Here is a 24,110-nt window from a genome sequence, read left to right on the forward strand (position 1 = left end):
CTTAGTAAATTTGTCGTTTACCTTGGTTCATCGATGCAAATTAATCAAAATAAGCGCAAACAACGGCTCATTCTCCTATCTTTTCTGACAAGCATCGTCTTATCGGTTTTAAAATTTGGCGCTTATTATCTTACCGACTCCAATGCTATTTTAAGTGATGCCCTTGAGTCCATCATTAATGTTATCGCTAGTGGTTTCGCATTTTATAGCATTTACCTATCTTCCCAACCCAAAGATAGTAATCATCCATATGGTCATGGAAAAATAGAATTTTTTTCCGCAGGATTCGAAGGAGCCCTGATCATCATTGCTTCATGCTTCATCATATATGAGGCCATAAGCCGTCTACTAAATCCCCAACCTATCGAGAACCTAGGTTTAGGATCCATTATTATCTTATTCACCGTTTTGGCAAATGGGGGTATCGGTTATCTTCTAATTCACGAAGGACGTAAGTCTAATTCCCTCGCTTTAGTAGCAGATGGCAAGCATCTCCTCTCGGACAGCGTGAGCAGTATCATCTTAATTCTGAGCGTGGGATTGATTTTGATAACTGGCTATAGTTGGCTGGACAGTGTGGCATCTCTCCTTTTCGGTGCCTTTTTAATCTATAGTGGAAGCCGCCTGGTTACCACATCGGTGGCACTACTGATGGACGCCACCGACCCACAGATGCTTGACCGAACAGTGGACCTGCTTTGGAGAAATAAAAAGGAGCATTGGATCGACATTCATAACCTTAGAGTTCAACAATATGGATCCGATTTGCATATCGATTGCCACCTGACTCTGCCTTACTACTGGGAGCTAACCGAAGTCCATGAAGCTATTCATGATTTTGAAAATATACTCAAAGGAGATAGTAAAGGGGAAACCGAAATATTCGTCCATGCCGATCCTTGCTTACCTGAATGTTGTAGTTTTTGCAGAATGTCTTCCTGTCCTGTCCGCCAGGAGAAATTTGTTCAGGACATCATCTGGACCCAGGAAAAATTAGTAAAAAATGAGAAGTTATATCGAGAAGTTAAAAATGGATTTAATAAATAACCCTTTATATTTGAAAAATTAATATTCTCAATTTCCACATATCAAGTTAAAACTAACCTTAACCATGCAAGCATCAAGACGTGATTTCTTAAAACAAGCTAGCCTGGCAGCACTGGCTGCTACCTCATTTGGAGACCTCCTGGCAAGTCCTGCCAAAAAACTCTGGTTCGACATTTCTCTAGCAGAATGGTCGCTGCACAAGGAGCTTCACGCCAAAAAAATCACTAATTTAGATTTCCCCGAAATTGCCAAAAAAGAATTTGGGATATCCATAGTAGAGTACGTAAATCAATTTTTCAAGGATAAGGCTGAAGATACGGCATACCTTAATCAGCTATTGACCCGTTGCAAGGATAATGGTGTAAAAAACCATTTAATTATGATTGATGGTGAGGGAGGTATGGGTGAACTGGATGCTGCCGTGCGTAATAAAGCAGTAGAAAACCATTACAAGTGGGTAGAGGCCGCCAAATATCTCGGATGTAAAACGATCCGTGTCAATGCTTATGGTAAAGGCGACGATCAGGAGATTGCCAAAGCGGCCATCGAAAGCTTGAGTAAATTGGGTGAATTTGCCTCTAAAACTGGAATTAACATCATTGTAGAAAATCATGGTGGCTCATCTTCCAACGGACAATGGTTGGCAGGTGTTATGAAAGAGGTGAATATGAAGAATGTGGGCACCTTGCCTGATTTTGGTAATTTTTGCATCAAAAGAGGCAAGAATGGCTGTGAAGAATCATATGACCGTTATCAAGGTACAAAAGAACTTATGCCATATGCCAAGGGTGTGAGTGCTAAAACTTACGATTTCGATGAAAATGGCAACTGTATTGAAACCGATTACAGCAAAATCCTAAAGATTGTTAAGGACAGCGGCTTTAAAGGAATCGCCGGCATAGAGTATGAAGGAAGCAAACTTTCAGAACGTGACGGCATTAAGGCAACCAAAGCGCTATTGGAGCGGGTAGGCCCAACGATTCGATAATTATTTTTTAATAAGAAAAAAAGGCTCGTCGGTTTCGAGCCTTTTTTTGTGCCCATCTATTAGGACGGCTATTCTTAAGTAAGGCTATTGGAGATAGCCCCCTCAAATACTGTTCGACTATCCGAAGCTATTTCTCAAGCCGGGAAGACGTGGGGCAATTCAAATGCCGTGCCATCAACAGCTTACAAAACAGATTGGAATACCCCTCCTATTCGAATAATCTAGAAAGCAGATTCGATGGAAAGCCTCTTTTGCATTAATGGTCGGGATTTTGCATTAAAGTTCTGGATATGTATCCAGGTTATACTTGAAAAACTGACCCCTAAATATCAGCCTGATCCTTTTATTTAAGAGTCACGGCCTAGTAATTTTAAATTGTCGATAATAATGATAGTCCTTTTTCCCATTTTGAGCGTATTGTCTAATAAGGTATTGCTGGCGCAACCTGGATTAAAAGAAAAAGTTCGCTCCAGTCAATGCTAGTAAAAGAGAAGACCTGTATATCATGACGCAAACTTTTATATAAATACGCAACCCCTCCTCTAAAATCAGATTGCCAAAAATTTAAAAGCCCTATTAATCATAAAGATCTATAGGGCTTTTGGTATTACTATCCTAAGAAAAGGAAACCGTCACTACATATCAAGGTACCTTAAGAACTCATTCCGGGTAGACTCTTCCTCAAACTTACCACTATATGCAGAAGTGATGGTAGAACTCCCCGTATCTTTAATTCCTCGTGAGTGCACACACATATGCTGGGCGTCTATTACCACAGCTACATCATCCGTAGACAAAGCCTGTTTAAGTTCATTGGCTATCTGCATAGTAAGTCGCTCCTGAACCTGAGGCCGTTTGGCATAAAAATCGACGATGCGGTTAAGCTTGGAAAGCCCGATAACTTTGCCACTGGAAATATAGGCGACATGCGCCTTTCCATAAATGGGGACAAAATGATGTTCACAATTAGAAAATAAGGTAATATCCTTTTCTACCAACATTTGATTATATTGATAGCGATTTTCGAACAGGGTAACGGCAGGTTTATTGACTGGATTTAACCCACTAAAAACTTCTTCAATATACATTTTAGCCACCCTTTTCGGTGTTCCTTTCAGGCTGTCATCGTTAAGGTCCAGGCCCATAATTTCCATGATATGCCGAAAATGTTTTTCTATTAATTCAATTTTCTCGGAATCCTCCAACGCAAATGCATCCGCTCTAAGCGGAGTTTCTAACGATGTAAGAAAATGTTCATCCCCCATATCATGAAGCGTTAAATCATTATTAGACGGGATATTCAACGAAGTTCCGTTCTGTTTCATATAAACGTATTTTCAGAGCAAGCTCTGGATCAATTAAATTTCTTAAAATATTATAAATCACCACCGTGATATTTTCAGCTGTGGGATTTAGATTGAGAAACTCCGGAACGTCTAAATTCAAATTCTTATGATCGAAACGTTTCAAAATATGCTCTTTAACGAGATCACTCAGGATTTTCATATCAATTACATATCCTGTTTCCGGATTGATATAACCGGTGACCTGCACTATCAGTTCGTAATTATGCCCATGAAAGTTCGGGTTGTTACATTTACCAAAAACATCCGCATTTTTCCGATCCGACCATTCCCTATGATGCAGCCTGTGTGCGGCATTAAAATGTTCCTTGCGGAACACCGTAACTTTATGATTCATCTGATGATCAGTTCGTTGTAAATATTTATCCCCTAATGTCGTAACAAAGTTTGTGTCCAACACATTAAAAAATAAGCAGGGAGACCTTTCTTAGAAAGCATCTTTTCCCCTGACTTGGATAAACGCATGAAGTAATCAAATTGTTCCTTCCTAAATTATTTAAAATTCCTTATTCTAAATGCATTGTTAAATTATAATTAATAAAAAAATTTAAAAATTACATATATGCTCGTAAATTGTGGCAAATTAGCGGATACTTCGCATTCCTAACCCATACTTAAAAGATATGAATAGACGGGATTTTATTCAAAAAACTTCTTTAGCAGCCACAGTCACCGGAATTCTTCCAAAGGTGCAGGCTCCGACACAAAAGCCAGCGAGTCGAGTACGTTTAGGCTTTATCGGTGTAGGACTCAGAGGTCAAAGCCATTTGCAGCAGGCACTTTATCGGAAAGATGTAGATGTTACAGCAATCTGTGATATTGACCCCTCAGCAGTTAATACGGCAAGAAAAATGATTACTCAGGCAGGGAAAAAGGAACCAGCTGTATATGCCAAAGGTCCAGAAGATTTTGCCAATATGGTAAAACGCGATGACCTGGACGGAGTTATCATTGCTACTCCATGGGAATGGCATGTTCCCATGACCATTGCCACGATGAAGGCAGGCAAATACGCCGCTGTAGAAGTGTCCGCTACGGTAACTTTGCAAGAATCCTGGGATTTGGTAGACACCTTCGAGCAAACAGGTTCGCATTGCATGATTCTGGAAAATGTCTGCTATCGTCGCGACGTAATGGCCATTATGAATATGGTGCGTCAGGGTATATTTGGAGAAATGTTATATGCTCATTGCGGTTATCAGCACGATTTACGTGGTATCAAATTGAATAATGGAAAGAGCAATGCCCTTGGTGTGGAATTTGGTGAGAAAGGCTACTCTGAGGCCAAATGGCGCACCCAACATTCTGTCGATCGAAACGGAGATATTTACCCTACTCATGGTTTAGGGCCAGTAGCCCACTGGCTGGATATCAATCGAGGTAACCGAATGATGTATCTGACTTCCATGTCAACAAAATCCAGAGGTCTTCATAAATATATAGTCGATCATGGCGGCCAGAATCACCCCAATGCTAAAGTGAAGTTCGCTTTAGGGGATATCGTAACCACAAACATTCAATGCCATAATGGAGAAAATATCGTTTTGGTGCACGATACTAATTCTCCACGACCTTATTCTTTAGGATTCCGCGCCCAGGGAACCGAAGGTATTTGGATGAACGACGGACATACCATCTACCTGGAAGGAATATCTCCTAAAGAGCACATAGCCGAACCCGACGCCGCTTATCTTGCCAAATACGACCATCCCCTTTGGAAAAAGTATGAGAAAGAGGCGGAAAATGCGGGCCATGGAGGAATAGACTACTTTATATTTAGAGGATTCGTTGAAGCCATTAAAAACAAAGTGGCCCCTCCTATTGATGTTTATGATGCCGCAGCCTGGAGTGCAGTTAGTCCCCTGTCCGAACTTTCAATTTCCAGAGGAAGCTCTCCGGTAGAAATACCTGACTTTACACGTGGGAAATGGCGAAGCAATAAGCGTATATTTGGACTTAATGACGAATATTAATAGTGCCTCTTATTTAATACCCTCTGTCAGAAAGGTAATCTGGATATGACTAAAAGGACCGCCCTGACGATTAACTAATAAACCTTTAAACTATTTCTCCTTAATCTTATTTCAATGAGCAAGAAAAACAATTACCTGGTCCCTCTATTGATCATCGGGATACTCTTTTTTGTAATGGGTTTCGTAACCTGGGTAAACGGTACCCTGATTACCTTTTTCAAAAAAGCATTCAGTCTCGATAATACCAGTTCATATCTGGTTACTTTTGCCTTCTTTATTTCGTACACCCTAATGGCCATCCCCTCTTCGATGGTGTTAAAAAAGACTGGTTTCAAGAAAGGAATGTCCTTAGGGCTGATGATTATGGCTGCTGGGACACTCATCTTCATTCCAGCTGCCGAAATGGCATCTTACCCTCTATTTTTGGTAGGTCTTTTTACAATCGGTATTGGCCTCACTCTACTTCAGACAGCATCAAATCCTTATGTTACCATATTAGGGCCACGGGACAGTGCTGCACAAAGAATTAGTATCATGGGTATTGCCAATAAAACGGCGGGTATTATAAGTCAGGTAGTCATCGGTAGTCTTTTGTTATCGGGCGTGGCAGCAACAGACCCTATCGAAGAACTTGATAAAGTAACGGTTCCCTACTTGATATTGACGGGCATCCTAATCGGCCTTGCCCTACTAATCCTCTTTGCTAAGGGCCTGGTTGAGGTGAGTGAGGAAGAGGAGGAACCATCGGCCTCTGGCACCGAACCTTTGGTAGAGAAAACCAGTGTATTCCAGTTCCCCAATCTGGTATTGGGTGTCATTGCCCTATTCTGTTATGTAGGTGTAGAAGTGATAGCCGGAGACACCATTATCAGTTATGGAGTCTCCCTGGGTTTTCCAGAAGAGGAAGCAAGGCTCTTCGGCACCTATACCTTGGCAGGGATGATGTTCGGGTATATATTAGGAATAATTTTGATACCTAAATACGTAAGCCAACAAGGCTATCTTATATTTTCTGCAGTGTTAGGCGTTATTGTAACCATAGCAGCCATCTTCTCTTCCGGTTTCGTGTCGGTACTCTGCATTGCCGTACTCGGCTTTGCCAACGCCGTTATCTGGCCTGCATTATGGCCCTTAGCACTAAGTGGACTCGGGAAATTTACTAAAATTGCGTCGGCTTTCTTGGTAATGGGTATTTCCGGGGGAGCTATTCTTCCTTTGGTATATGGCGGTTTGGCCGATTCTATTGAAAGTACGCAGGAAGCCTATTGGCTAATGGTACCCTTATATATGTTTATGTTGTATTTTGGCCTGGTCGGTCACAAAAAGAAAAGTTGGTAATAATGAAAGTATCCACCCCCGGGCGAATTTGCCTTTTTGGTGAGCATCAGGATTATTTGGGCTTACCCGTTATTGCCAGTGCAATATCAAGGCGAATTTGCTTGGAAGGAGATTTCCGTTCCGACAATAAAATCGTACTTCATTTACCCGATTTAGGGCAGGAAGTACGCTTTGGTCTGGACGAAACCCTTCCATATGTTCAAACAAGAGATTATTTTAGAAGTACAATCAACGTCTTAAGACGCAAGGGCCTTCAATTTTCGAAAGGGCTGGAATGTACCATTCATGGTAACATTCCTATTAATTCCGGAACCTCCAGCTCCTCGGCACTGATCGTTACCTGGGCTCATTTTCTGGATAAAATGAGTGACAACCCACAACATTTTTCTCAAAAAGAGTTAGGTGAAATCGCATATGTGGCTGAAGTACTTGAATTTGGAGAGCCAGGCGGTATGATGGACCATTATTCCACGGCTATTGGTAACGTAATCTACCTGGCCTCTACCCCAGAGATTCATGTTGAGGCCCTCACTCCTGAGTTGGGCACTTTCGTATTGGGCGACTCCCTGGAGCCTAAGGATACATTAGGAATCTTGGCAAGGTGTCGATATGGCATGGAAGCTTTGGTAAAACGAATTCAAAATCAGGATCCGGACTTCTCTATTTTTGATACCCCCTTAGACGCTTGCGACGCTTATAAATCCTACTTAACACCGGATGAATATAGCCTTTTAAAAGCAAATATTGAGGATCGAGATATTCTTTTGAAGGGAAAGGAATTGCTTACCAGACAGGCATATATGGAGCCACATGACTTTGACAAGGAATTTGGAGCCCTATTATATGCGCACTACCTTAATTTGCGTGACCACAAACGCACCTCTACGCCGAAGATCGAACGCATGATGAATGCAGCGTTGGAAGCTGGTGCTCTTGGCGGGAAAATTAACGGATCGGGAGGTGGAGGTTGTATGTTTGCATATGCTCCCAATAATGCCGAGAATATTGCCGAGGCCATTGCGCGCGAAGGAGGAAAAAGCTATATTATTCACGTAGACAAGGGGACAACGGTGATCTAAGTACAACCAAAGTAAAAGAAAAGAATTATTTTTGCCTGGAGTAAATCACTCCAGGCTTTTTTTTGTTGTACTTTCAAACAGGAAACATCCTGCCTTAGCACTCATTGTAAAACTGCAATGATTTCAGAAATGCTGAAATCTTAGACCATATCAGATGAATAATCATACAAACGAAGGACCACTCAATTCGAACTATTGTCCCTCGCTCACACAATATCAAAGAAGAGAAACCATTACGGTAAATATTGGCGATATACCCATGGGGTCAGCGCATCCAATCAGAATTCAATCTATGACTACTGTGGATACGATGGATACGCAGGGCTCCATTGAGGAGGTCATCAGGATGGTTGAGTCGGGCTGCGAATATGTGCGTATCACCGCCCCCAGCGTAAAAGAGGCCCAAAATTTGGAGAATATCCGTAAAGGACTAAGAAAATTGGGGGTCAATGTACCTCTAATCGCCGACATACATTTCACTCCGAATGCTGCCGAACTTGCAGCGAAAATTGTGGAAAAAGTTAGGATAAATCCAGGAAATTATGCCGACCGTAAACGTTTTGAAATAATAGATTATACGGAGGAGTCCTATGCCGCTGAGCTTATTCGTATCCGTAATAAATTCGTCCCACTCGTAAAAATATGCAAGGAATACGGTACGGCTATGCGCATAGGAACCAATCATGGCTCCCTCTCCGACCGGATATTAAGTCGATATGGTGACACTCCGTTAGGGATGGTGGAGTCGGCACTTGAATTTCTCCGTATATGCGAAGAGAACGATTATTATAATATAGTCCTCTCTATGAAATCGAGCAATACCCAGGTAATGGTAGAGGCATATCGATTATTAGTACAGCGCATGGCTCAGGAAGGACTAAAGCCTTATCCACTTCATTTGGGAGTGACTGAGGCCGGTGAAGCTGAGGATGGGCGTATAAAGTCCGCTGTCGGTATTGGAACTTTGCTGGAGGACGGTTTGGGCGATACGGTGCGGGTCTCGCTCACGGAGGCACCAGAAAAAGAGGCTCCTGTTGCCCGTGCGTTGGTAAACAGGTACCACCATCGGGTTGGTCATGCACCCATTGCAGCCATTACCAGTTCCCCCATCAATCCCTTTCAATATAGTCGAAGGCTTACTTCGGAAGTCAATAATCTAGGTGCTAGCAATGTCCCGCGGGTCATTGCCGATTATTCCCAAATTGAATTAACTTCGTATGACCAACTTAAAGCCATTGGTCATTTTTTCCTGCCCGTTCCCGACAAATGGGCTATGAATGACCAGGGAGCCGATTATTTGTTCACTGGAAACCGCCCTGCCCCTTTTATGCTGCCCAATGGACTAAAGGAAATATTAAATGCAGATGTATGGCAAACTTGTACTGATAAGGGCAGAAAATACCCCTTATTCTCGGCTGAACAATTCGTCGCCTCCTCCGAAATGGAGCGATCGGTCGAGCTCAATTTTGTTCGAATCAGTGTGCACGACTTGAATTCTACCTTCTTAGAATGTTTACGGTCTGCATCTCAAACGGTTTTAGTAGGTTATTCGGAAAATGAGCATGCAATGCCCGAACTGAGAAAATTATTTTTCGAATTAATACGAGCGGGAATCACCTTACCTGCTGTTGTGCACAGAGCCTATGACCCAAGTCTGGGCGACGCCCTTACTCTCCACTCTGCTACCGATATTGGTGGACTACTAATAGACGGATTGGGCGACGGCATCCTTTTAAGTCCTCAATGGGCCGAACCCATTGAAACTGACAAAAAACTGGATATCCTTAAATCCTATAATCAGATAGCTTTTGGTATCCTGCAGGCGGCCCGTACCCGTATGTCGAAAACAGAATATATCTCTTGCCCATCTTGTGGCCGTACACTTTTTGACTTGCAAGAAACGACCGCTATGATTCGTAAACAAACGGAACACCTGAAAGGAGTTAAAATAGGTATTATGGGATGTATTGTCAATGGCCCCGGTGAAATGGCGGATGCAGATTATGGTTATGTGGGAATGGGTAAGGATAAAATTTCGTTATATAGAGGACAACAGGTTATTAAGAAATCGGTCCATACCAATCAGGCTGTTGAGGAACTTATTGAGCTCATCAAAGAGGATGGGCGATGGATTGAGCCCACTGAAGCGGAGATTTTGGCATGACAAACTGAATAATAACGAATTGTAAATCAATTAATAGAAACTATGAAAAGGTACTTTCAACTAGGCGAGGTATTTCAATATTTTGTCAGGGTTTTTAAAAAGCCTGATCCAAATGCCCCTAATTCCTTTAACCTTAGAATGATGCATGGGATCAATAGAATTTCAATCATTATGTTCCTGATAGCCCTTGGGGTAATGATCTTTAGAGCTATAACCCGATAAATGGCCATACCGATGAATATTGAAGTCCTGCGTTCCTACTGCCTTTCGTTACCTGAGGTTACCGAGGAGCTACCCTTCGGACCCGATACCCTGGTTTTCAAGGTCAAAGGAAAGATTTTTTTATTGACTTCACTGGATAGCCCTGATCTTAGCTTTAATGTAAAATGCGATCCCGAAAAAGCGATCCGATTGAGAGAAGAGTATGCCGATGTACACCCAGGTTACCATATGAATAAAAAGCATTGGAATACTATCTCAATAACGGGAAGTATACCTTCCGAGACAATCATGTTATGGATCAAGGAATCCTATCAACTAGTGGTAAAAGGACTGCCTAAATCCATACAAAACGAACTGAAACTTTAAAAATATAATTGAAAATCCATTGCGGCACTCAGTTGATAATAATCAAATATTATTATTAACTCAAAAAAGGCCCGACAAATATTTGTCAGGCCTTTTTTGAGTTAAATAGAAGTGCTTAAGCCTCTTTATTTGCTGCTTTAATTTCTTCATCCAGCTTCTTACTTAAGGTTTCACAAACGCCTTCAATGGCATCTGCCATTACCTTATCATTTGTTGCTGTAAGCAATGTGTCGGCTATCCCACTCATGAGCTCAATATAAAAACGCTTCATGTCGAAGACCTCCATGTCTTTGGTCCAAAGATCAATTTTCAACGTTCCCCGATGGTAATGATCCCATACCCCAATGGCGATGGCCCTTGTGTCATTAATGCCCTCGTTGGGATTGTCTGTAGCATTCCAGTAGATTTTCTCGGGGATATTCTGGTTATCCAGCTCTACGTTAAAGTTTATATCAGATTTCTTCATACATGATTTTAATTATTTACTCAAAAGTAAAGGTTTTGAGTCGGTAAGTAGTTCCCGCAGGCCCTATTTTCCAACCTGTCCAAATACTTTTTTCAACAAGCTCGAGACCCTAGCCACTGGATCCTCTCGAATTTTCTTTTCTTCGATTGCGATTAGCGTGTACAATCCATCAATTGTTTTCTGAGTTGCATAGGCTTTAAGGTCGGGATTTACTTTTTTCACAAATGGAAGTTTGTTGTATGTCCCTACGATTTCCCCATAATATTCCGTAGCCTTATTAAGATTAAGTGTACTATCTACTACCGGAAAAAAAGTATTAAATAATTCTTCATTAGTCGTTTTACGCAGATACTCCGTAGCGGCATCGTCCTGACCTTTCAGGATTGAAACAGCATCAGGAATAGTCATGGAGGTAATCGCTTTTACAAAAATAGGCTTTGATTTCTTAGCGGCATCTTCTGCAGCACGATTCAGAGCCAGGGTAAATTTATCTACCTCAGCTCCCAGTCCCATCTTGGTAAGGGTTTCAGCCACCTTTTGTGCCTCAGGTGGCACGGCGATTTTTATCAGTTCATTTTTAAAATACCCGTCAAGCTTCGACGCCTCTGAAGCACCATTACTCACGCCTACTGTCAATGCTTCTTTTAGTCCGCTTACAATCTCGTTTTCACTTGTGGTCCCAGTCGATTTTTGTTGTGAACCAAATATTTTTCCAAGTTCCTTGCCAATTTGAGCCTGGGAGGCACAACTGGATAGTGCGAAAAAGAGAAAGGCGATAATTACTTTTTGCTTCATTCTGTTTTTAGATTTGTTAATTACTAACTAAGCCTCAAACCTAATCAATAACGATTAATTTTACTTATTTTTGAGAAATTAATGCAATACCTTAACCCATTCTTTATAGATGAATGAACTTGTGAAGGCGGAAGTTATAACCATTGGCGACGAAATATTATTTGGCCAAATCACCGATACCAATACGCAATGGATCGGATCTCAATTAACGGACAGGGGAATTCGCCCTGCTTATAAGTCCTCAGTTGGAGATAATGAACAAGATATACTTCTAGCACTAAACATAGCCAGTAAAAGGGCTAACATTGTGATAGTTACGGGTGGATTGGGACCTACTAAAGATGATATTACCAAATATACTTTCTGTAAATATTTCGGAACCGAATTGGTGATGCATGAAGAGGCCCTCGAGTTTGTCACCGATTTCTTTAAAAAAAGAGGACGGGAAATGACTGCCCTGAATACCCAACAAGCCGCCTTACCCGGTAATGCCATTTATATCCCTAATAAATGGGGAACTGCCCCTGGTATGTGGTTTGAAAAGGACGAGGTTATTTATGTCTCACTACCAGGTGTTCCTTATGAAATGAAAAACCTGATGGAGCATGAAATACTTCCCCGATTGTGCCTGAGATTCCCTTCTACCATTATCAAACATAGAATGGTTAAAACCATTGGTATAGGAGAGTCATTTTTGGCCGAAAAAATCGAAGCCTGGGAGGATTCATTGCCTGAACATATCAAACTGGCCTATCTACCTCACTTTGGACAAGTACGTTTGAGACTTACCGCAACAGGTACCAGTGAATCGGAACTGGACCAAGAGCTTATCAAAATTGTCGACGACCTTATTCCTTATATACAAGAGCATATCTTTGGGTATGATGAGGATGAGATGGAAACGATTATAGGTAAGCTCCTCGTCGATCATCGGGCAACCTTGTCCCTCGCAGAAAGCTGTACGGGCGGTTTCGTGACACACCGACTCACATCCTTTCCTGGGTCTTCCGCATACCTGCAAGGTACTGTCGTTAGTTATAGTAACAATTCCAAAGTCGGGGTATTGGGGGTACAGATTCAGACCTTAGCCGACTACGGTGCTGTCAGTGAGCAAACCGCTATAGAAATGGCTGAAGGCGTTCGGCAGGAGTTCGGCAGCACTTTTGCTATAGCGACAACAGGAATTGCGGGCCCCGGAGGGGGATCTGAACAGAAACCAGTTGGTACCATCTGGATCGCCTGTGCAACGCCCTCAGGAACCAAAACACAACTTTTGCAATTAAAAGGTAATAGGACGATCAACATAGAAATGACATCTTCCTACGTTCTAAACCTTTTACGCAAGAATATCATCAGCTATTATACGCTAGGGGCAGACTATAAATAAATTATATTTTACCAGTCGAAATAATTTTCGATTCTTGAAAAGTTACTATGAAGATCATTGATATGTTAATGCCCCCATTGGGCGAAAGTATACTGGAATGTACCGTTTTAGGCCAGCTTAAAGCCGAAGGTGAAATGGTTAGTATTGACGAGTCTGTATTAGAAGTAGCAACAGATAAAGTCGATACAGAAGTTCCTTGTCCCTATGAAGGGAAGCTGGTTACCTGGCTAGTGAAAGAAAATGACGTGGTGGCCATCGGAAGTCCGGTTGCCCGTATAGAAGTTAATCAGGATGTGGTAGAAACCTCAGACGGGAAGTCGGAAAATCATTCTGAACAAGATTTTGCGGATATTCTGGAGTCTGATATGGCCCAGCATACTGCCCAGGAACCCTTAGCTGGCGAAGTTAAGGCTCCTGAAGCCGTAAATACGGATGATCAACACTTTTTTTCTCCTCTGGTCCTGAGTATTGCTAAAGAGGAGAATATCGGGCAACAGGAACTCTCGAGTATTGCTGGCACAGGTCTTAATAACCGACTTACCAAAAACGATTTGATGAGTTACCTGGAGCGGCGCGAAGCTTCTCCCAGGTCCGGACCGGTGCTTGCTACTAAGTCTGAAGATGGCGCCAATGAAATCATTGCCATGGACAGGATGCGTAAGATGATTGCTCAGCGAATGTTAGACTCCAAGCGGATTTCGGCACATGTAACCTCATTTATAGAAATAGATATGACCCCGGTGGTAAATTGGCGTACCGCCGTTAAGGATCGGTACAGAAAATCCACAGGAAACAGCATCACATTTACCCCGATCTTAATAGAGGCGGTTGTGAAGGCTTTGAAGGATTTCCCTATGATGAACATTTCGGTAGAGGGTGACAACATTATCAGAAAACGTGCTATTAACATTGGTATGGCAGTAGCTCTGCCCGATGGCAATCTTATTGTCCCTGTAATACATCATGCCGATCAGTATTCTTTGTCTGGATTGGCGCAAAAGGTGAATGAGCTTGCTATGAAAGCGAGAAACAACCAACTTAAAGCCGATGATCTTTCTGGCGGAACTTACACAGTTTCTAATATTGGTGCATTTGGCAATCTGATGGGCACGCCTATTATTATGCAGCCACAGGTAGGTATTATGGCTTTCGGGGCCATTAAGAAAAAACCAGCGGTTATTGAAACGGAACATGGAGACCTGCTCGGGATCCGGAGCCTTATGTTTGCCTCCCATAGCTACGACCATCGGGTAGTGGATGGCTCTTTAGGTGGTTTATTTTTAAAGCGTGTTAACGATTACCTGGAAAACTTTGATACCAAACAAAAGATTTAAGAATGCTAAAACTCACGCTGGACATGGATGATGTGCTGGCCAACACACATGAAAAATTAATAGATATTGTACTGAATGATTTCAGCACTAATCTGACACATGAAGATTTTCAGGGAGCAGGTCTTCGGGAACTGCTCCACCCTAAACAACAGAAACGCTTGCACAAAATCATGAATACGCCGGGTTTCTTCTCTGACATTGCTGTCAAGGAGGGTGCTGTGGAAACTGTAAGCAAGCTGAGCCAGTTTTATGAAGTTTATGTCGCCACTGCCTGCATGGAATTCCCCAATTCATTTCAGGATAAATTTCAGTGGCTCAAGAGACACTTTAGCTTAATACCTTGGACAAATATCGTTTTCTGTGGCTATAAAAGTATCATACATTCCGATTACTTAATAGACGACCATCCCCGAAACCTAGTGCCCTTTCAAGGGAAAGGCATACTTTTTTCAGCAGCACATAACAGGCAGGAAACCCGTTTCCAGCGGGTGAGTAACTGGGCAGAGGTAGCAGAACTTTTCATACCATATACATGAAATTATTACTTATAGAAGACGAGCCCAAAACGGTTCAATCTATCAAACAAGGTTTGGAAGAAAATGGCTATGAAGTCGATATTGCCTACGATGGCCTGATAGGCCGTCATTTGGCCAGAACCCACAGCTATCAACTTATCATCAGTGACGTTATTATACCAGGAATCAATGGGATAGAGCTGTGCAGGGAATTACGGCTAATGGGGCATCAAACTCCTATACTAATGCTGACTGCCCTGAGCACTACCGACGATAAAGTCACTGGTTTGGACGCAGGCGCAGACGATTATCTGGTAAAACCTTTTGAATTCAAGGAGCTCCTGGCTCGAATCAGAGCGCTTACCAAACGGGGAAGTAATGTAACCCAAACGGCCCAACTCCTGCGTTTCGCAGACCTGGAAGTATCCCTAGATGCTAAGACCGTGTTTCGTGCAGGCAACAAAATTAACCTTACGGCCAGGGAGTTTAACTTATTGGTCTATTTGATTCGCAATCAGGGTCGGGTCGTTTCTAAGGTCGAAATTGCAGAGCAAGTCTGGGATATTGGTTTTGATACGGGAACGAATGTAATAGAAGTCTACGTCAATTACCTTCGCAAAAAAATAGACAGAGATTATCCTGTAAAACTAATACATACACAGTTCGGGATGGGGTATGTACTCAAAACGGAATAGTCATGCAAATCAGAACCAAGCTTACAATCCAGTTTTCCGTATTGGTAAGCGGTATCCTATTGATCACTTTCCTAGCCGTCTATTTTTTTACTTATTTTAATGTCACAGACGATTTTTACGATCGACTCCGTTCCAAAGCTTCCTCACGTGCCGAACTTCTGCTAAAAGTACCTCAGGTCAATAATGATATATTGAGAGCCTTAGATGAAACCAATCGGGATTTGATATACAATGAAAACATTCTTATTTTCGATGAAAAGAATCGGTTAATTTACAGTAATCTGGCAAACCCTAGGAATAAGGCCCTACATGTCTCCAATTATTGGCTGGATGAAATACGTAAAAACGGACAAATCCGCTATCAGGATGGTGATTACCGGGTGGTAGGTCTCTATTATAAATATCCCTTCAACAGAGCAGTCGTGCTTCTGGGCGCCCAGGACCTCTACGGCCAAGCCAATCTCTCCAACCTCAGCACCCTTTTAATAGTACTATTTGTTATCTTAACCGCCATTGTAGCACTTGCCGGCTGGACCTTCTCATGGAGAGCACTGAGGCCAATTTCTCAGGTAATGAACGACGTTGAAGGCATTTTACCCCAAAAATTAAATAAACGCCTGGATGTACCCAATCAGAACGACGAGATCGGTCGCTTAACGAGCACGTTCAACAAACTCTTGGATCGCATTGAAACGGCCTTTCAGATGCAAAAGATTTTTGTGGCCAATGTCAGTCATGAGCTAAAAAACCCATTAACTAAAATCAGGTCCCAACTTGAAGTGAGTCTTTTAAAAGAAAGGGAACCAGAGATCTATCAGAGAACGATCAGATCGGTACTGGAAGATATTCATGAATTGGCTCAGTTGTCTAACACATTATTGGAACTGGCCAAGGTCAGCGAGGACAAGCATGACCTACTGACAGAAACCATAAGGGTTGACGATCTCTTGCTGGATTGCAGACTATCTCTGAGTCATGCCTATCCCACCTATACCATCCTTCTAAATTTCGACGACCTGCCCGAAGACGATGCTTGGCTCGAATTAGCGGCAAGTACTACCTTGCTCAAAACAGCATTCCTTAATCTGATGGATAATGCCTGTAAATTTTCGGAAGACCACACGGTCCGCATTCGGATACAATGCGAAGCAGATAAGCTTTCAATCTATTTCTCCGATACGGGAAAGGGGATTCCTCACGAGGATAAGAATTTGGTGTTTCAACCCTTCTACCGAAGCGAAAACACGGCAAATGTCAAAGGTTATGGGATTGGACTATCACTAGTAGATCGAATCATAAAATTGCATAATGGAAGCATTACTATAGATTCAACAATAGGCACGGGAACTACCTTCATAATCGATTTCACCAAAATCTAAGCAATTTCTAATATCAAATTAATTTCATATTAATAACTATTATTCATATTTGTAAAAATAGAAATTCAAGATCGGCTTCCGATATGTTAATATGAATTCATTTTTTGTGGTGTTAATTATTCAAACTTGGCAGGTGTTTCTCACACCTGCCAAAGTTTTTTCAGACCTAGGCATGTCTCCCTCCCTACCTTATCCTATTCTTTAATTTGTAGAATAAACTATGACACCATTCCCGGTTCATTAAATAGAGGTCATCGAATCCATTCGGACTGCAGAAGCTATGCTGTATTAATCGACTGGGTCGAAGCTCTCAATGGAATCAATAAAATATTCAATAGCCACATCAGGATAATCCTGGCGAGGGCCATGCTGTAAGCATAAAAAAAGAGAGCCAAGATTTTATTTTGACTCTCAACTCTATACTAATATCAGGAAAAGGCAGTTAAACCTTCTTTCTAATTTCAATTATTTTCAGTTTATTAAGCAATTTGATCACAGGATAGGTCGGATCGATTTCGAACCATTTGGAACCAAAATTAATGCTATTGGGTCGTTTATGATGATTATTCTGAAATAATTCGCCCATCATCAAGAAATCGAAAATAAGGGAATTCTTCGATTTGTCCTGGTTATCAAAATTCTGATAACCATATTTATGGCCACTCCAGTTAACAATGGCACCATGAATAGGCCCCATAAGCAGATGAATGGGAATCAGGAAGAAAAATGCCCAGTGCATATCTAGGTAAAAATAGGCTACGAGATAGAAGGCTATATACAAAAGTCCCCAAGCTAACCTGGAAATCCAGCTATCCCCCAAACGCTCGATCAGCTTCCATTCGGGATAATTGCGCTCGAATTGTGCTTCTATAACTCTTTTACGATTAAGTACCGCATTATATATGTCTTTGGTCTCCCACATCATGGTAAAAACGTTTTTGGTATGATGCGGTGAATGAGGATCTCTTTCCGTATCGCTAAATGCATGGTGCATCCGATGCAATATTGCATACGCCCGTGGACTTAAATAAGAAGAGCCCTGTGATAAATAGGTTAACAAATAGAAAAAACGTTCCCATGGCTTGCTCATAATAAACATTTTATGAGCAGAATAACGGTGCAGGAAAAAAGTCTGACAAAATAAGGATAGATACCAGTGAACGACGAAGACGGCGAGAACAATATACATGTAGGCTACAAAAGAATAAAAACAGAATTATAAGCAAATTTAGTAGGTAACAATTAGATTTCCATGTTTTGTTCCGCACAATTTAGAACAAATCTATGCATTAACTCCATAGATTAGTAAACGCTAACGGCGTATAGTAATATATTAGCTCCCATTTGCAAGGCCTTCTGGCGTGAAATATCCGAATCATTATATACCGACTGGTCTTCCCAACCATTCCCAAGATCGGCCTCATAAGAGTAAAAGCAGACCAAACGCCCTTTCCATATCAATCCGAAACCCTGAGCAGGTTTTCCATCATGCTCATGAATTTTAGGCAGACCTTCGCCAAATTTAAATTTCGAGTGATAAAGCGGGTGGTCAAAAGGAAGTTCGACAAAAGATAGTTCTGGGAAGACTTTTTTCATTTCTCTACGCACAAATGGATCCAGACCGTAATTATCATCGATATGCAAAAATCCGCCCGAGAGTAGATATGTACGCAAATTTTCGGCCTCACTCCCGGAAAATAGAACATTGCCATGTCCGGTCATATGCACAAAAGGATAGGTAAACAAATCGGGGCTACCTACTTCTACCACATCTTCGGCCGGATGAATATTCATCTGAAGCTGGGTATTACAAAATCCAATTAAATTAGGCAAGGAAGTCTTGTTGGCATACCAGTCGCCCCCACCCGAATATTTCAGTTTTGCTATTTTAAAGGAAGGCTGAGAAATTCCTGAGGAGGTTGTAAAAAAAACAAACAGGGCGCACAAAATAATTCTGATCATAGTTTTTCAATTTTTCATTGCACCTGATAGGCCAGATTGACAGCATGACAGGCAGCCACTGCTGCCGTTTCAGTACGCAGTCGAGTGGGTCCCAGAGATACTGGTATGTAACCATGTCCCTTTGCAGACTCCACCTCAGCCTCTGTAAAATCACCCTCTGGACCTATCAGCACAATTGTATCACTTTGTTTTCGAACGAATTCAAAGGCGTGCTTAGTATCATGCTGGAGCGGAACATAGGCAATCATTCTAGTGCCCACAAAGGGTTCTTTAAGAAAGTCTTCAAAGGAGTTTTCCAGTCGTATTTCAGGCAGGAAATACTGCTGGGACTGTTTCATGGCTCCCGCCGCGATTCGTTGCAGTCGCATCAAATTGACCACCCGTCCTAACCCTTCTTTATGCGTGTGGCTGGTAACTATAAATATAATGCGCCTCACCCCTATCTCTGTCATTTTCTCCACCATCCATTCGTTTCGCTCTGCTTTTCGGGTTGGGGCCACAACCATAGTAAGAGTAGGTTTATCGTCAATCTGCCTTATAGTCTCTAAGACTTTGTATTGAACCTTCTTGCCTTGGTATTGGATACAGCATTTTTGAAGCATGCCTTTTCCATCTGTAATATATATAATATCGTCAGTTCGCAGCCGTAGCACTTTAAATATATGGCGCGACTCTTCGTCGTCGAGTTCTGTTTTTGAGGGTTCGGATTGATAAAAAAGATGCATAATTCATTTCATTGGTCAAGAAATCAAATGTAGTTAAATCTGAGCAATCGTCCCCTCCGGAGAATCTATTTTTATCGGAATAGACTAACGATCCAAACTATCGAGATATCTGCAAAAAGAATATATTTTGGTCAAAGTCCGGGTAAATCTTAACACAGTTTTTCTCTGGATATACTTTTATTGTTGGCAATACGATTTTTTGAAACACAGGAAATCCTATAAGAATAATACACTTTAAACCGGACAAACTTCTATAATCATAATTATATTCGGCAAAAATGAATTTTTTGATAGTTTTATTTCCTAAAAATACATATTTGCCTTAATATTGTCTCGTTATTAAAATCAGTCACCACCTTATCAAGTACTATTATGTCAAAATCCAAACTGGAATATATTTGGTTGGATGGGTACAAGCCTACCCAAAGCTTACGCAGCAAAACTAAAATCGAAGAAAATTTTAGTGGAAAACTGGAAGATTGCAGCATGTGGTCATTCGACGGTTCGTCCACAGAACAGGCCCTTGGCGGTTCTTCTGACTGTCTCTTGAAGCCTGTGTACATAGCCAAAGATCCACAGCGTAAGAATGGATTTCTGGTAATGTGCGAGGTAATGAATGCAGACGGCACTCCACACGTAACAAATGGTCGCGCCACCATTGAAGACGGTGATAATGATTTCTGGTTTGGATTCGAGCAGGAGTATTTCTTGTGGGATGAAGAAACCAATAAACCTTTAGGTTTTCCAGCGAACGGATATCCAGCACCCCAAGGCCCTTATTATTGTTCAGTAGGAGCAAAAAATGCTTTTGGACGCGAAATAGTTGAGGAGCATCTGGATGCTTGTCTTGAAGCAGGATTAAATGTAGAAGGTATTAATGCCGAGGTAGCTGCAGGACAATGGGAGTTTCAAATCTTCGCTAAAGGAGCTCAGGAAGCAGGAGACCAAATATGGATTGGTCGCTACCTATTGGAACGTATAGGCGAGAAATATGGCGTCTCAATTAACTGGCACTGCAAACCTCTTGGCACTTTGGACTGGAATGGAAGTGGTATGCATGCCAATTTCTCCAATACAACGCTAAGAGAAGCGGGAAGCAAAGAAATATTTGATAAAGTTTGTGAAGCCTTCCGTCCTCTTGTTAAGGAGCATATTGATGTTTATGGAGCTGATAATGATCAACGTCTGACTGGTAAGCACGAAACTGCAAGCATTTTCGACTTCAGCTATGGCGTATCAGACCGTGGAGCTTCAATTCGTATTCCCGTAATCGTTCCTGCCAAAGGCTGGAAAGGGTACCTGGAAGATCGTCGGCCAAATTCAGCTGCAGATCCTTACAAGGTTGCCGCTCGTATTATCAAGACGGTGAAGTCTGCAGTATAACATTCGTTATAAGCATAGCTATTTATATCAAAAGGAGCCCGGCAAATGCCGGGCTCCTTTTGATATAAATAAAAAGACAAGAAATAAGCTTAATCCTCCTCTTCCGAGGTACTAAATGAATACAAGGTATTATCAAGTTGAAGTCGTCCAGCATTAAAGGCAATAATAAACTCAGTAACCACTTTTTCGTTGATCTCTGTTTTATTCAATCCCACCTCAAGACCTATTCCATATTCAAAACTGGTATCCGTTTCAACGTGCTCCTTAACCTTGATCTCCTCATTTTCTTCTATTTCTTCTATAAATTCGGTCAATAACGACTCAGCTTCTTCCTCGGCATCCAGATCGATGTCATCTAATTCTCCACGCTCATCGGGTGGTAAATAGTCGGGCATATGTTGCTTGAGACGCTCCAGAGCAGCATCGTATACTAACGTAGAGTGATGCAGTCTTAACGTATAGATCAAGGCATCATAAACCACTTCCTTATCGTTTTGCCAACCCACAAACTGGACATGAGCATGCTCATCATTCTCATTCTCTTCATCGTCCTCAAACTCGTCGGCGACATATACAAAACTTCGTCGCTCCGCCTTGCATTCCCTTTTAAGCTGCTCGATCTCTTCAGGGTCGAATCCCGGATTCTTATACATCAGTGCTTTGATTGATTAATAGTTAATAATTATTCCAAAAATAATATTTCTCTGTATTTTGCCAAAGGCCAGTCCTCATCATCGATCAATAATTCCAATTTATCGACGTGATAGCGAATCTCATCAAAGTAACCTTTCACGTCCGAACCATAAGCTTTGGCCTTTTCGTAAATATCTTCCAAAACATTCGCCTGCTTACGGGCATCCGTCATCTCTTTTACCAATCGTTTGATCACTACGACATGCTTAGAAATATCACGAATTATTTCCTTAATTGGTTCCGCTTCTTCTATCATCTCCAAGTCAGTTAGCGCCCTAGCCGTTTGAGCGAGTTTAAATTGGTATTTCACCACGGTAGAAACAATATGATTCAAGGCCAGATCACCAATTACGCGGGACTCGATCTGTAATTTTTTAACATAGTTCTCCAGTTCAATTTCATATCGGGCATGTAGCTCTCGTGAGGTAAGAACGTTCACCCTCTGGAACATTTGTATGGTTGGTTCCTCAATATAAGCATGAACCGCATCATAAGTAGCGCTTATATTGCTTAAACCTCTTTCCGCCGCTAAAGCGATCCATTCATCAGAGTATCCATTTCCTTCGAATAAAATCTTTTTAGATTCAGTATAATACCGTTTCAATATAGCTACATTGGCGCTTTTCTTCTCTTCTCCATTAGCCAGACGTTCGTCCATCTCCTTTTTAAAGTCCATCAGCTGATGTGCCACGATACTATTCAGGACGATCATAGCAGATGCACTATTCTGCGAACTTCCCACGGCCCGATACTCAAATTTATTTCCGGTAAAGCAGAAGGGTGAAGTACGGTTACGATCCGTATTATCACGTTGCAAATTAGGGATTCGACTTATTCCGAGTTTATAATAAAAGTTCTCCCCTTTCTCCACGGTAACTTCCCCTTTGCTAACCAGCTCTTCCAACATATTGGTCAACTCTCCGCCTAGGAAAACGGACATGATTGAAGGAGGAGCCTCATTGGCACCTAACCTATGTTCATTGCTGGCTGAGGCAATGGAAGCACGTAATAAGTCGGCATGATCATGCACAGCCTTCACTACTGTCAGCAAAAAAGTGAGAAAACGCAGGTTTTCCTTGGGCTTGGTCGTTGGAGCCAGCAGGTTAATCCCATTATTGGTCGACAAAGACCAGTTGTTATGCTTTCCACTGCCATTTATTCCTGCAAATGGTTTTTCATGAAACAGAACCTGAAAACTATGACGCTCCCCTACTTTTTGCATCAGATCCATTAACAGGGCATTATGGTCTATGGCCAGGTTAACTTCTTCGAAGGTAGGAGCACATTCAAACTGTCCGGGAGCTACTTCGTTATGTCGGGTACGAACCGGGATACCCAGTTTCAACGCCTCGAATTCAAAGTCTACCATAAAGGCATTGACCCGAGGAGAAATAGATCCGAAATAATGATCGTCGAGCTGCTGACCACGTGCAGGACTGTGACCGAAAACGGTTCGTCCGGACATGAGGAGATCCGGCCGGGAATAATACAAGGCCTTATCCACCAGAAAGTATTCCTGCTCGATGCCTAGGGTAGGCGTCACCTTATCAACTTCCCGATTAAAGAGCTGACAAACGGCTGTAGCGGCCTTATCGAGCACGACCAACGATCGCAAAAGTGGTGCTTTAAAATCGAGCGCTTCACCAGTATACGAAATAAATACAGAGGGAATACATAACGTTTTACCACCAGCACCATTATCCATTAAAAATGCGGGAGAACTAGGATCCCAGCCCGTATAGCCCCTGGCTTCAAAGGTAGCACGCAGCCCACCACTAGGGAACGAGGAGGCGTCAGGTTCTTGTTGAACCAAAGCACTTCCTTTGAACTTTTCAACTGCTTTACCCTCTGAATTCAAATCAAAAAAGGAATCATGTTTTTCTGCAGTAGTACCATTTAAGGGCTGAAACCAGTGCGTATAATGTGTAGCTCCTTTAGAGATTGCCCACGACCGCATAGCTGCCGAAACTTCTTCTGCTACTTCACGATCAATAGTGGACCCGGACTTAATGGCATTCGAAACCTTAGTATATGCTTCTGTGGACAAAAGGGCTCGCATTACCTCATCACTGAAGATATGGCTACCATATAGGTCCGAAACTTTCTCATTTGGTGGTGTTAAAACGGGTGCCACCCTGCTAAGGGCAGTTTCGTAAGCATTGGAACGAAATGTCATAAATTAGTATTTTAGTATAATCGATTCCCAAAATTATTTATTAAAAATGTATAAACAAT

Annotated in this window: 23 protein-coding genes; 14 read left to right on the forward strand and 9 right to left on the reverse strand. The window is 41.9% G+C overall.

Annotated features, from left to right (window positions below):
• The first annotated feature begins 33 nt into the window (after positions 1–33).
• Both X939_RS0102335 and X939_RS0102340 read left to right on the forward strand, forming a co-directional pair.
• Complete coding sequence (locus X939_RS0102335) at positions 34–1,047, forward strand: cation diffusion facilitator family transporter (protein WP_025761668.1); 1,014 nt, start codon at positions 34–36, stop codon at positions 1,045–1,047.
• Between the two features lie 64 nt (positions 1,048–1,111).
• Entirely contained in the window at positions 1,112–2,035 is a 924-nt protein-coding gene (locus X939_RS0102340) for a sugar phosphate isomerase/epimerase family protein (protein WP_025761669.1), read from the forward strand.
• A gap of 635 nt (positions 2,036–2,670) precedes the next feature.
• On the opposite strand, the gene folE is transcribed toward X939_RS0102340, so the two are convergent.
• Positions 2,671–3,360 (reverse strand): GTP cyclohydrolase I FolE, encoded by a 690-nt coding sequence (gene folE, locus X939_RS0102345; RefSeq protein ID WP_025761670.1) that lies wholly within the window; start codon positions 3,358–3,360, stop codon positions 2,671–2,673.
• Complete coding sequence (locus tag X939_RS0102350; protein ID WP_025761671.1) at positions 3,323–3,736, reverse strand: 6-pyruvoyl trahydropterin synthase family protein; 414 nt, start codon at positions 3,734–3,736, stop codon at positions 3,323–3,325. Before X939_RS0102350 ends, folE begins: the two co-directional genes overlap by 38 nt.
• Positions 3,737–4,022: 286 nt before the next feature.
• Between X939_RS0102350 and X939_RS0102355 the strand changes: the two genes are divergently transcribed.
• The 6 genes from X939_RS0102355 (at position 4,023) to X939_RS0102380 (ending at position 10,541) form a co-directional block, all read left to right on the forward strand.
• Positions 4,023–5,372: a Gfo/Idh/MocA family protein gene (locus X939_RS0102355; RefSeq protein ID WP_025761672.1), complete on the forward strand. Its 1,350-nt coding sequence runs from the start codon at positions 4,023–4,025 to the stop codon at positions 5,370–5,372.
• Between the two features lie 114 nt (positions 5,373–5,486).
• Entirely contained in the window at positions 5,487–6,710 is a 1,224-nt protein-coding gene (locus tag X939_RS0102360; protein WP_025761673.1) for a sugar MFS transporter, read from the forward strand.
• A 2-nt stretch (positions 6,711–6,712) separates the two neighbouring features.
• A complete protein-coding gene (locus X939_RS0102365) occupies positions 6,713–7,789 on the forward strand; it encodes a GHMP family kinase ATP-binding protein (protein WP_025761674.1) in 1,077 nt (358 codons plus the stop codon).
• A gap of 154 nt (positions 7,790–7,943) precedes the next feature.
• Positions 7,944–9,953: a (E)-4-hydroxy-3-methylbut-2-enyl-diphosphate synthase gene (gene ispG / locus X939_RS0102370; RefSeq protein ID WP_025761675.1), complete on the forward strand. Its 2,010-nt coding sequence runs from the start codon at positions 7,944–7,946 to the stop codon at positions 9,951–9,953.
• 42 nt (positions 9,954–9,995) lie between these two features.
• Complete coding sequence (locus X939_RS23890) at positions 9,996–10,175, forward strand: DUF6728 family protein (RefSeq protein ID WP_025761676.1); 180 nt, start codon at positions 9,996–9,998, stop codon at positions 10,173–10,175.
• Positions 10,176–10,187: 12 nt separating this feature from the next.
• On the forward strand, positions 10,188–10,541 hold the full coding sequence (locus X939_RS0102380) for an MmcQ/YjbR family DNA-binding protein (RefSeq protein WP_025761677.1): 354 nt from the start codon (positions 10,188–10,190) through the stop codon (positions 10,539–10,541).
• Between the two features lie 115 nt (positions 10,542–10,656).
• Here the strand turns inward: X939_RS0102380 and gldC are convergent, their stop codons facing one another.
• Together gldC and X939_RS0102390 are read right to left on the reverse strand one after the other, a co-directional pair.
• Positions 10,657–11,007 carry a gliding motility protein GldC gene (gene gldC, locus X939_RS0102385; RefSeq protein ID WP_025761678.1) on the reverse strand — a complete coding sequence of 117 codons (351 nt, stop codon included), beginning with the start codon at positions 11,005–11,007 and terminating at the stop codon, positions 10,657–10,659.
• Positions 11,008–11,070: 63 nt separating this feature from the next.
• A complete protein-coding gene (locus X939_RS0102390; RefSeq protein WP_025761679.1) occupies positions 11,071–11,802 on the reverse strand; it encodes a DUF4197 domain-containing protein in 732 nt (243 codons plus the stop codon).
• Between the two features lie 109 nt (positions 11,803–11,911).
• Between X939_RS0102390 and X939_RS0102395 the strand changes: the two genes are divergently transcribed.
• From X939_RS0102395 to X939_RS0102415, 5 genes are read left to right on the forward strand one after another with little or no spacing between them, the layout of a single operon-like run.
• The gene (locus X939_RS0102395; RefSeq protein WP_025761680.1) at positions 11,912–13,189 is read left to right on the forward strand and encodes a competence/damage-inducible protein A; all 1,278 of its coding nucleotides are present in this window, start codon (positions 11,912–11,914) and stop codon (positions 13,187–13,189) included.
• Between the two features lie 47 nt (positions 13,190–13,236).
• Positions 13,237–14,523 carry a dihydrolipoamide acetyltransferase family protein gene (locus X939_RS0102400; RefSeq protein WP_025761681.1) on the forward strand — a complete coding sequence of 429 codons (1,287 nt, stop codon included), beginning with the start codon at positions 13,237–13,239 and terminating at the stop codon, positions 14,521–14,523.
• Between the two features lie 2 nt (positions 14,524–14,525).
• The gene (locus X939_RS0102405) at positions 14,526–15,059 is read left to right on the forward strand and encodes a 5' nucleotidase, NT5C type (protein ID WP_025761682.1); all 534 of its coding nucleotides are present in this window, start codon (positions 14,526–14,528) and stop codon (positions 15,057–15,059) included.
• Positions 15,056–15,733 (forward strand): response regulator, encoded by a 678-nt coding sequence (locus X939_RS0102410; RefSeq protein ID WP_025761683.1) that lies wholly within the window; start codon positions 15,056–15,058, stop codon positions 15,731–15,733. Before X939_RS0102405 ends, X939_RS0102410 begins: the two co-directional genes overlap by 4 nt.
• Before the next feature lie 2 nt (positions 15,734–15,735).
• On the forward strand, positions 15,736–17,112 hold the full coding sequence (locus X939_RS0102415) for a sensor histidine kinase (RefSeq protein WP_025761684.1): 1,377 nt from the start codon (positions 15,736–15,738) through the stop codon (positions 17,110–17,112).
• Positions 17,113–17,554: 442 nt separating this feature from the next.
• Here X939_RS0102415 and X939_RS0102420 read toward each other — a convergent pair whose 3' ends face one another.
• From X939_RS0102420 to X939_RS0102430, 3 genes are all read right to left on the reverse strand, one after another.
• On the reverse strand, positions 17,555–18,301 hold the full coding sequence (locus X939_RS0102420) for an acyl-CoA desaturase (protein ID WP_025761685.1): 747 nt from the start codon (positions 18,299–18,301) through the stop codon (positions 17,555–17,557).
• 113 nt (positions 18,302–18,414) lie between these two features.
• Positions 18,415–19,074: a DUF4159 domain-containing protein gene (locus X939_RS0102425; RefSeq protein WP_025761686.1), complete on the reverse strand. Its 660-nt coding sequence runs from the start codon at positions 19,072–19,074 to the stop codon at positions 18,415–18,417.
• A gap of 14 nt (positions 19,075–19,088) precedes the next feature.
• Positions 19,089–19,799 (reverse strand): RsmE family RNA methyltransferase, encoded by a 711-nt coding sequence (locus X939_RS0102430; RefSeq protein ID WP_025761687.1) that lies wholly within the window; start codon positions 19,797–19,799, stop codon positions 19,089–19,091.
• Between the two features lie 372 nt (positions 19,800–20,171).
• Here X939_RS0102430 and X939_RS0102435 point away from each other — a divergent pair, with 372 nt between their 5' ends.
• Complete coding sequence (locus tag X939_RS0102435; protein ID WP_025761688.1) at positions 20,172–21,182, forward strand: glutamine synthetase beta-grasp domain-containing protein; 1,011 nt, start codon at positions 20,172–20,174, stop codon at positions 21,180–21,182.
• Positions 21,183–21,271: 89 nt separating this feature from the next.
• Here the strand turns inward: X939_RS0102435 and X939_RS0102440 are convergent, their stop codons facing one another.
• Both X939_RS0102440 and X939_RS0102445 read right to left on the reverse strand, forming a co-directional pair.
• The gene (locus X939_RS0102440) at positions 21,272–21,835 is read right to left on the reverse strand and encodes a hypothetical protein (RefSeq protein WP_025761689.1); all 564 of its coding nucleotides are present in this window, start codon (positions 21,833–21,835) and stop codon (positions 21,272–21,274) included.
• Positions 21,836–21,864: 29 nt separating this feature from the next.
• Complete coding sequence (locus tag X939_RS0102445; RefSeq protein ID WP_025761690.1) at positions 21,865–24,051, reverse strand: glutamine synthetase III family protein; 2,187 nt, start codon at positions 24,049–24,051, stop codon at positions 21,865–21,867.
• Positions 24,052–24,110: the final 59 nt, after the last annotated feature.

Origin of the sequence: Dyadobacter tibetensis Y620-1, assembly GCF_000566685.1 — a bacterium.
GTDB lineage: Bacteria > Bacteroidota > Bacteroidia > Cytophagales > Spirosomataceae > Dyadobacter > Dyadobacter tibetensis.

Coding starts and splice junctions, on each gene's coding strand:
- X939_RS0102395 (WP_025761680.1), top strand. CDS start 11,912: ATGAATGAACTTGTGAAGGCGGAAGTTATAACCATTGGCGACGAAATA.
- X939_RS0102355 (WP_025761672.1), top strand. CDS start 4,023: ATGAATAGACGGGATTTTATTCAAAAAACTTCTTTAGCAGCCACAGTC.
- X939_RS0102405 (WP_025761682.1), top strand. CDS start 14,526: ATGCTAAAACTCACGCTGGACATGGATGATGTGCTGGCCAACACACAT.
- X939_RS0102380 (WP_025761677.1), top strand. CDS start 10,188: ATGAATATTGAAGTCCTGCGTTCCTACTGCCTTTCGTTACCTGAGGTT.
- X939_RS23890 (WP_025761676.1), top strand. CDS start 9,996: ATGAAAAGGTACTTTCAACTAGGCGAGGTATTTCAATATTTTGTCAGG.
- X939_RS0102360 (WP_025761673.1), top strand. CDS start 5,487: ATGAGCAAGAAAAACAATTACCTGGTCCCTCTATTGATCATCGGGATA.
- X939_RS0102340 (WP_025761669.1), top strand. CDS start 1,112: ATGCAAGCATCAAGACGTGATTTCTTAAAACAAGCTAGCCTGGCAGCA.
- X939_RS0102390 (WP_025761679.1), bottom strand. CDS start 11,802: ATGAAGCAAAAAGTAATTATCGCCTTTCTCTTTTTCGCACTATCCAGT.
- X939_RS0102430 (WP_025761687.1), bottom strand. CDS start 19,799: ATGCATCTTTTTTATCAATCCGAACCCTCAAAAACAGAACTCGACGAC.
- X939_RS0102365 (WP_025761674.1), top strand. CDS start 6,713: ATGAAAGTATCCACCCCCGGGCGAATTTGCCTTTTTGGTGAGCATCAG.
- X939_RS0102435 (WP_025761688.1), top strand. CDS start 20,172: ATGTCAAAATCCAAACTGGAATATATTTGGTTGGATGGGTACAAGCCT.
- gldC (WP_025761678.1), bottom strand. CDS start 11,007: ATGAAGAAATCTGATATAAACTTTAACGTAGAGCTGGATAACCAGAAT.
- X939_RS0102440 (WP_025761689.1), bottom strand. CDS start 21,835: ATGTATAAGAATCCGGGATTCGACCCTGAAGAGATCGAGCAGCTTAAA.
- ispG (WP_025761675.1), top strand. CDS start 7,944: ATGAATAATCATACAAACGAAGGACCACTCAATTCGAACTATTGTCCC.
- X939_RS0102420 (WP_025761685.1), bottom strand. CDS start 18,301: ATGTATATTGTTCTCGCCGTCTTCGTCGTTCACTGGTATCTATCCTTA.
- X939_RS0102415 (WP_025761684.1), top strand. CDS start 15,736: ATGCAAATCAGAACCAAGCTTACAATCCAGTTTTCCGTATTGGTAAGC.
- X939_RS0102445 (WP_025761690.1), bottom strand. CDS start 24,051: ATGACATTTCGTTCCAATGCTTACGAAACTGCCCTTAGCAGGGTGGCA.
- X939_RS0102350 (WP_025761671.1), bottom strand. CDS start 3,736: ATGAATCATAAAGTTACGGTGTTCCGCAAGGAACATTTTAATGCCGCA.
- X939_RS0102335 (WP_025761668.1), top strand. CDS start 34: ATGCAAATTAATCAAAATAAGCGCAAACAACGGCTCATTCTCCTATCT.
- folE (WP_025761670.1), bottom strand. CDS start 3,360: ATGAAACAGAACGGAACTTCGTTGAATATCCCGTCTAATAATGATTTA.
- X939_RS0102425 (WP_025761686.1), bottom strand. CDS start 19,074: ATGATCAGAATTATTTTGTGCGCCCTGTTTGTTTTTTTTACAACCTCC.
- X939_RS0102400 (WP_025761681.1), top strand. CDS start 13,237: ATGAAGATCATTGATATGTTAATGCCCCCATTGGGCGAAAGTATACTG.
- X939_RS0102410 (WP_025761683.1), top strand. CDS start 15,056: ATGAAATTATTACTTATAGAAGACGAGCCCAAAACGGTTCAATCTATC.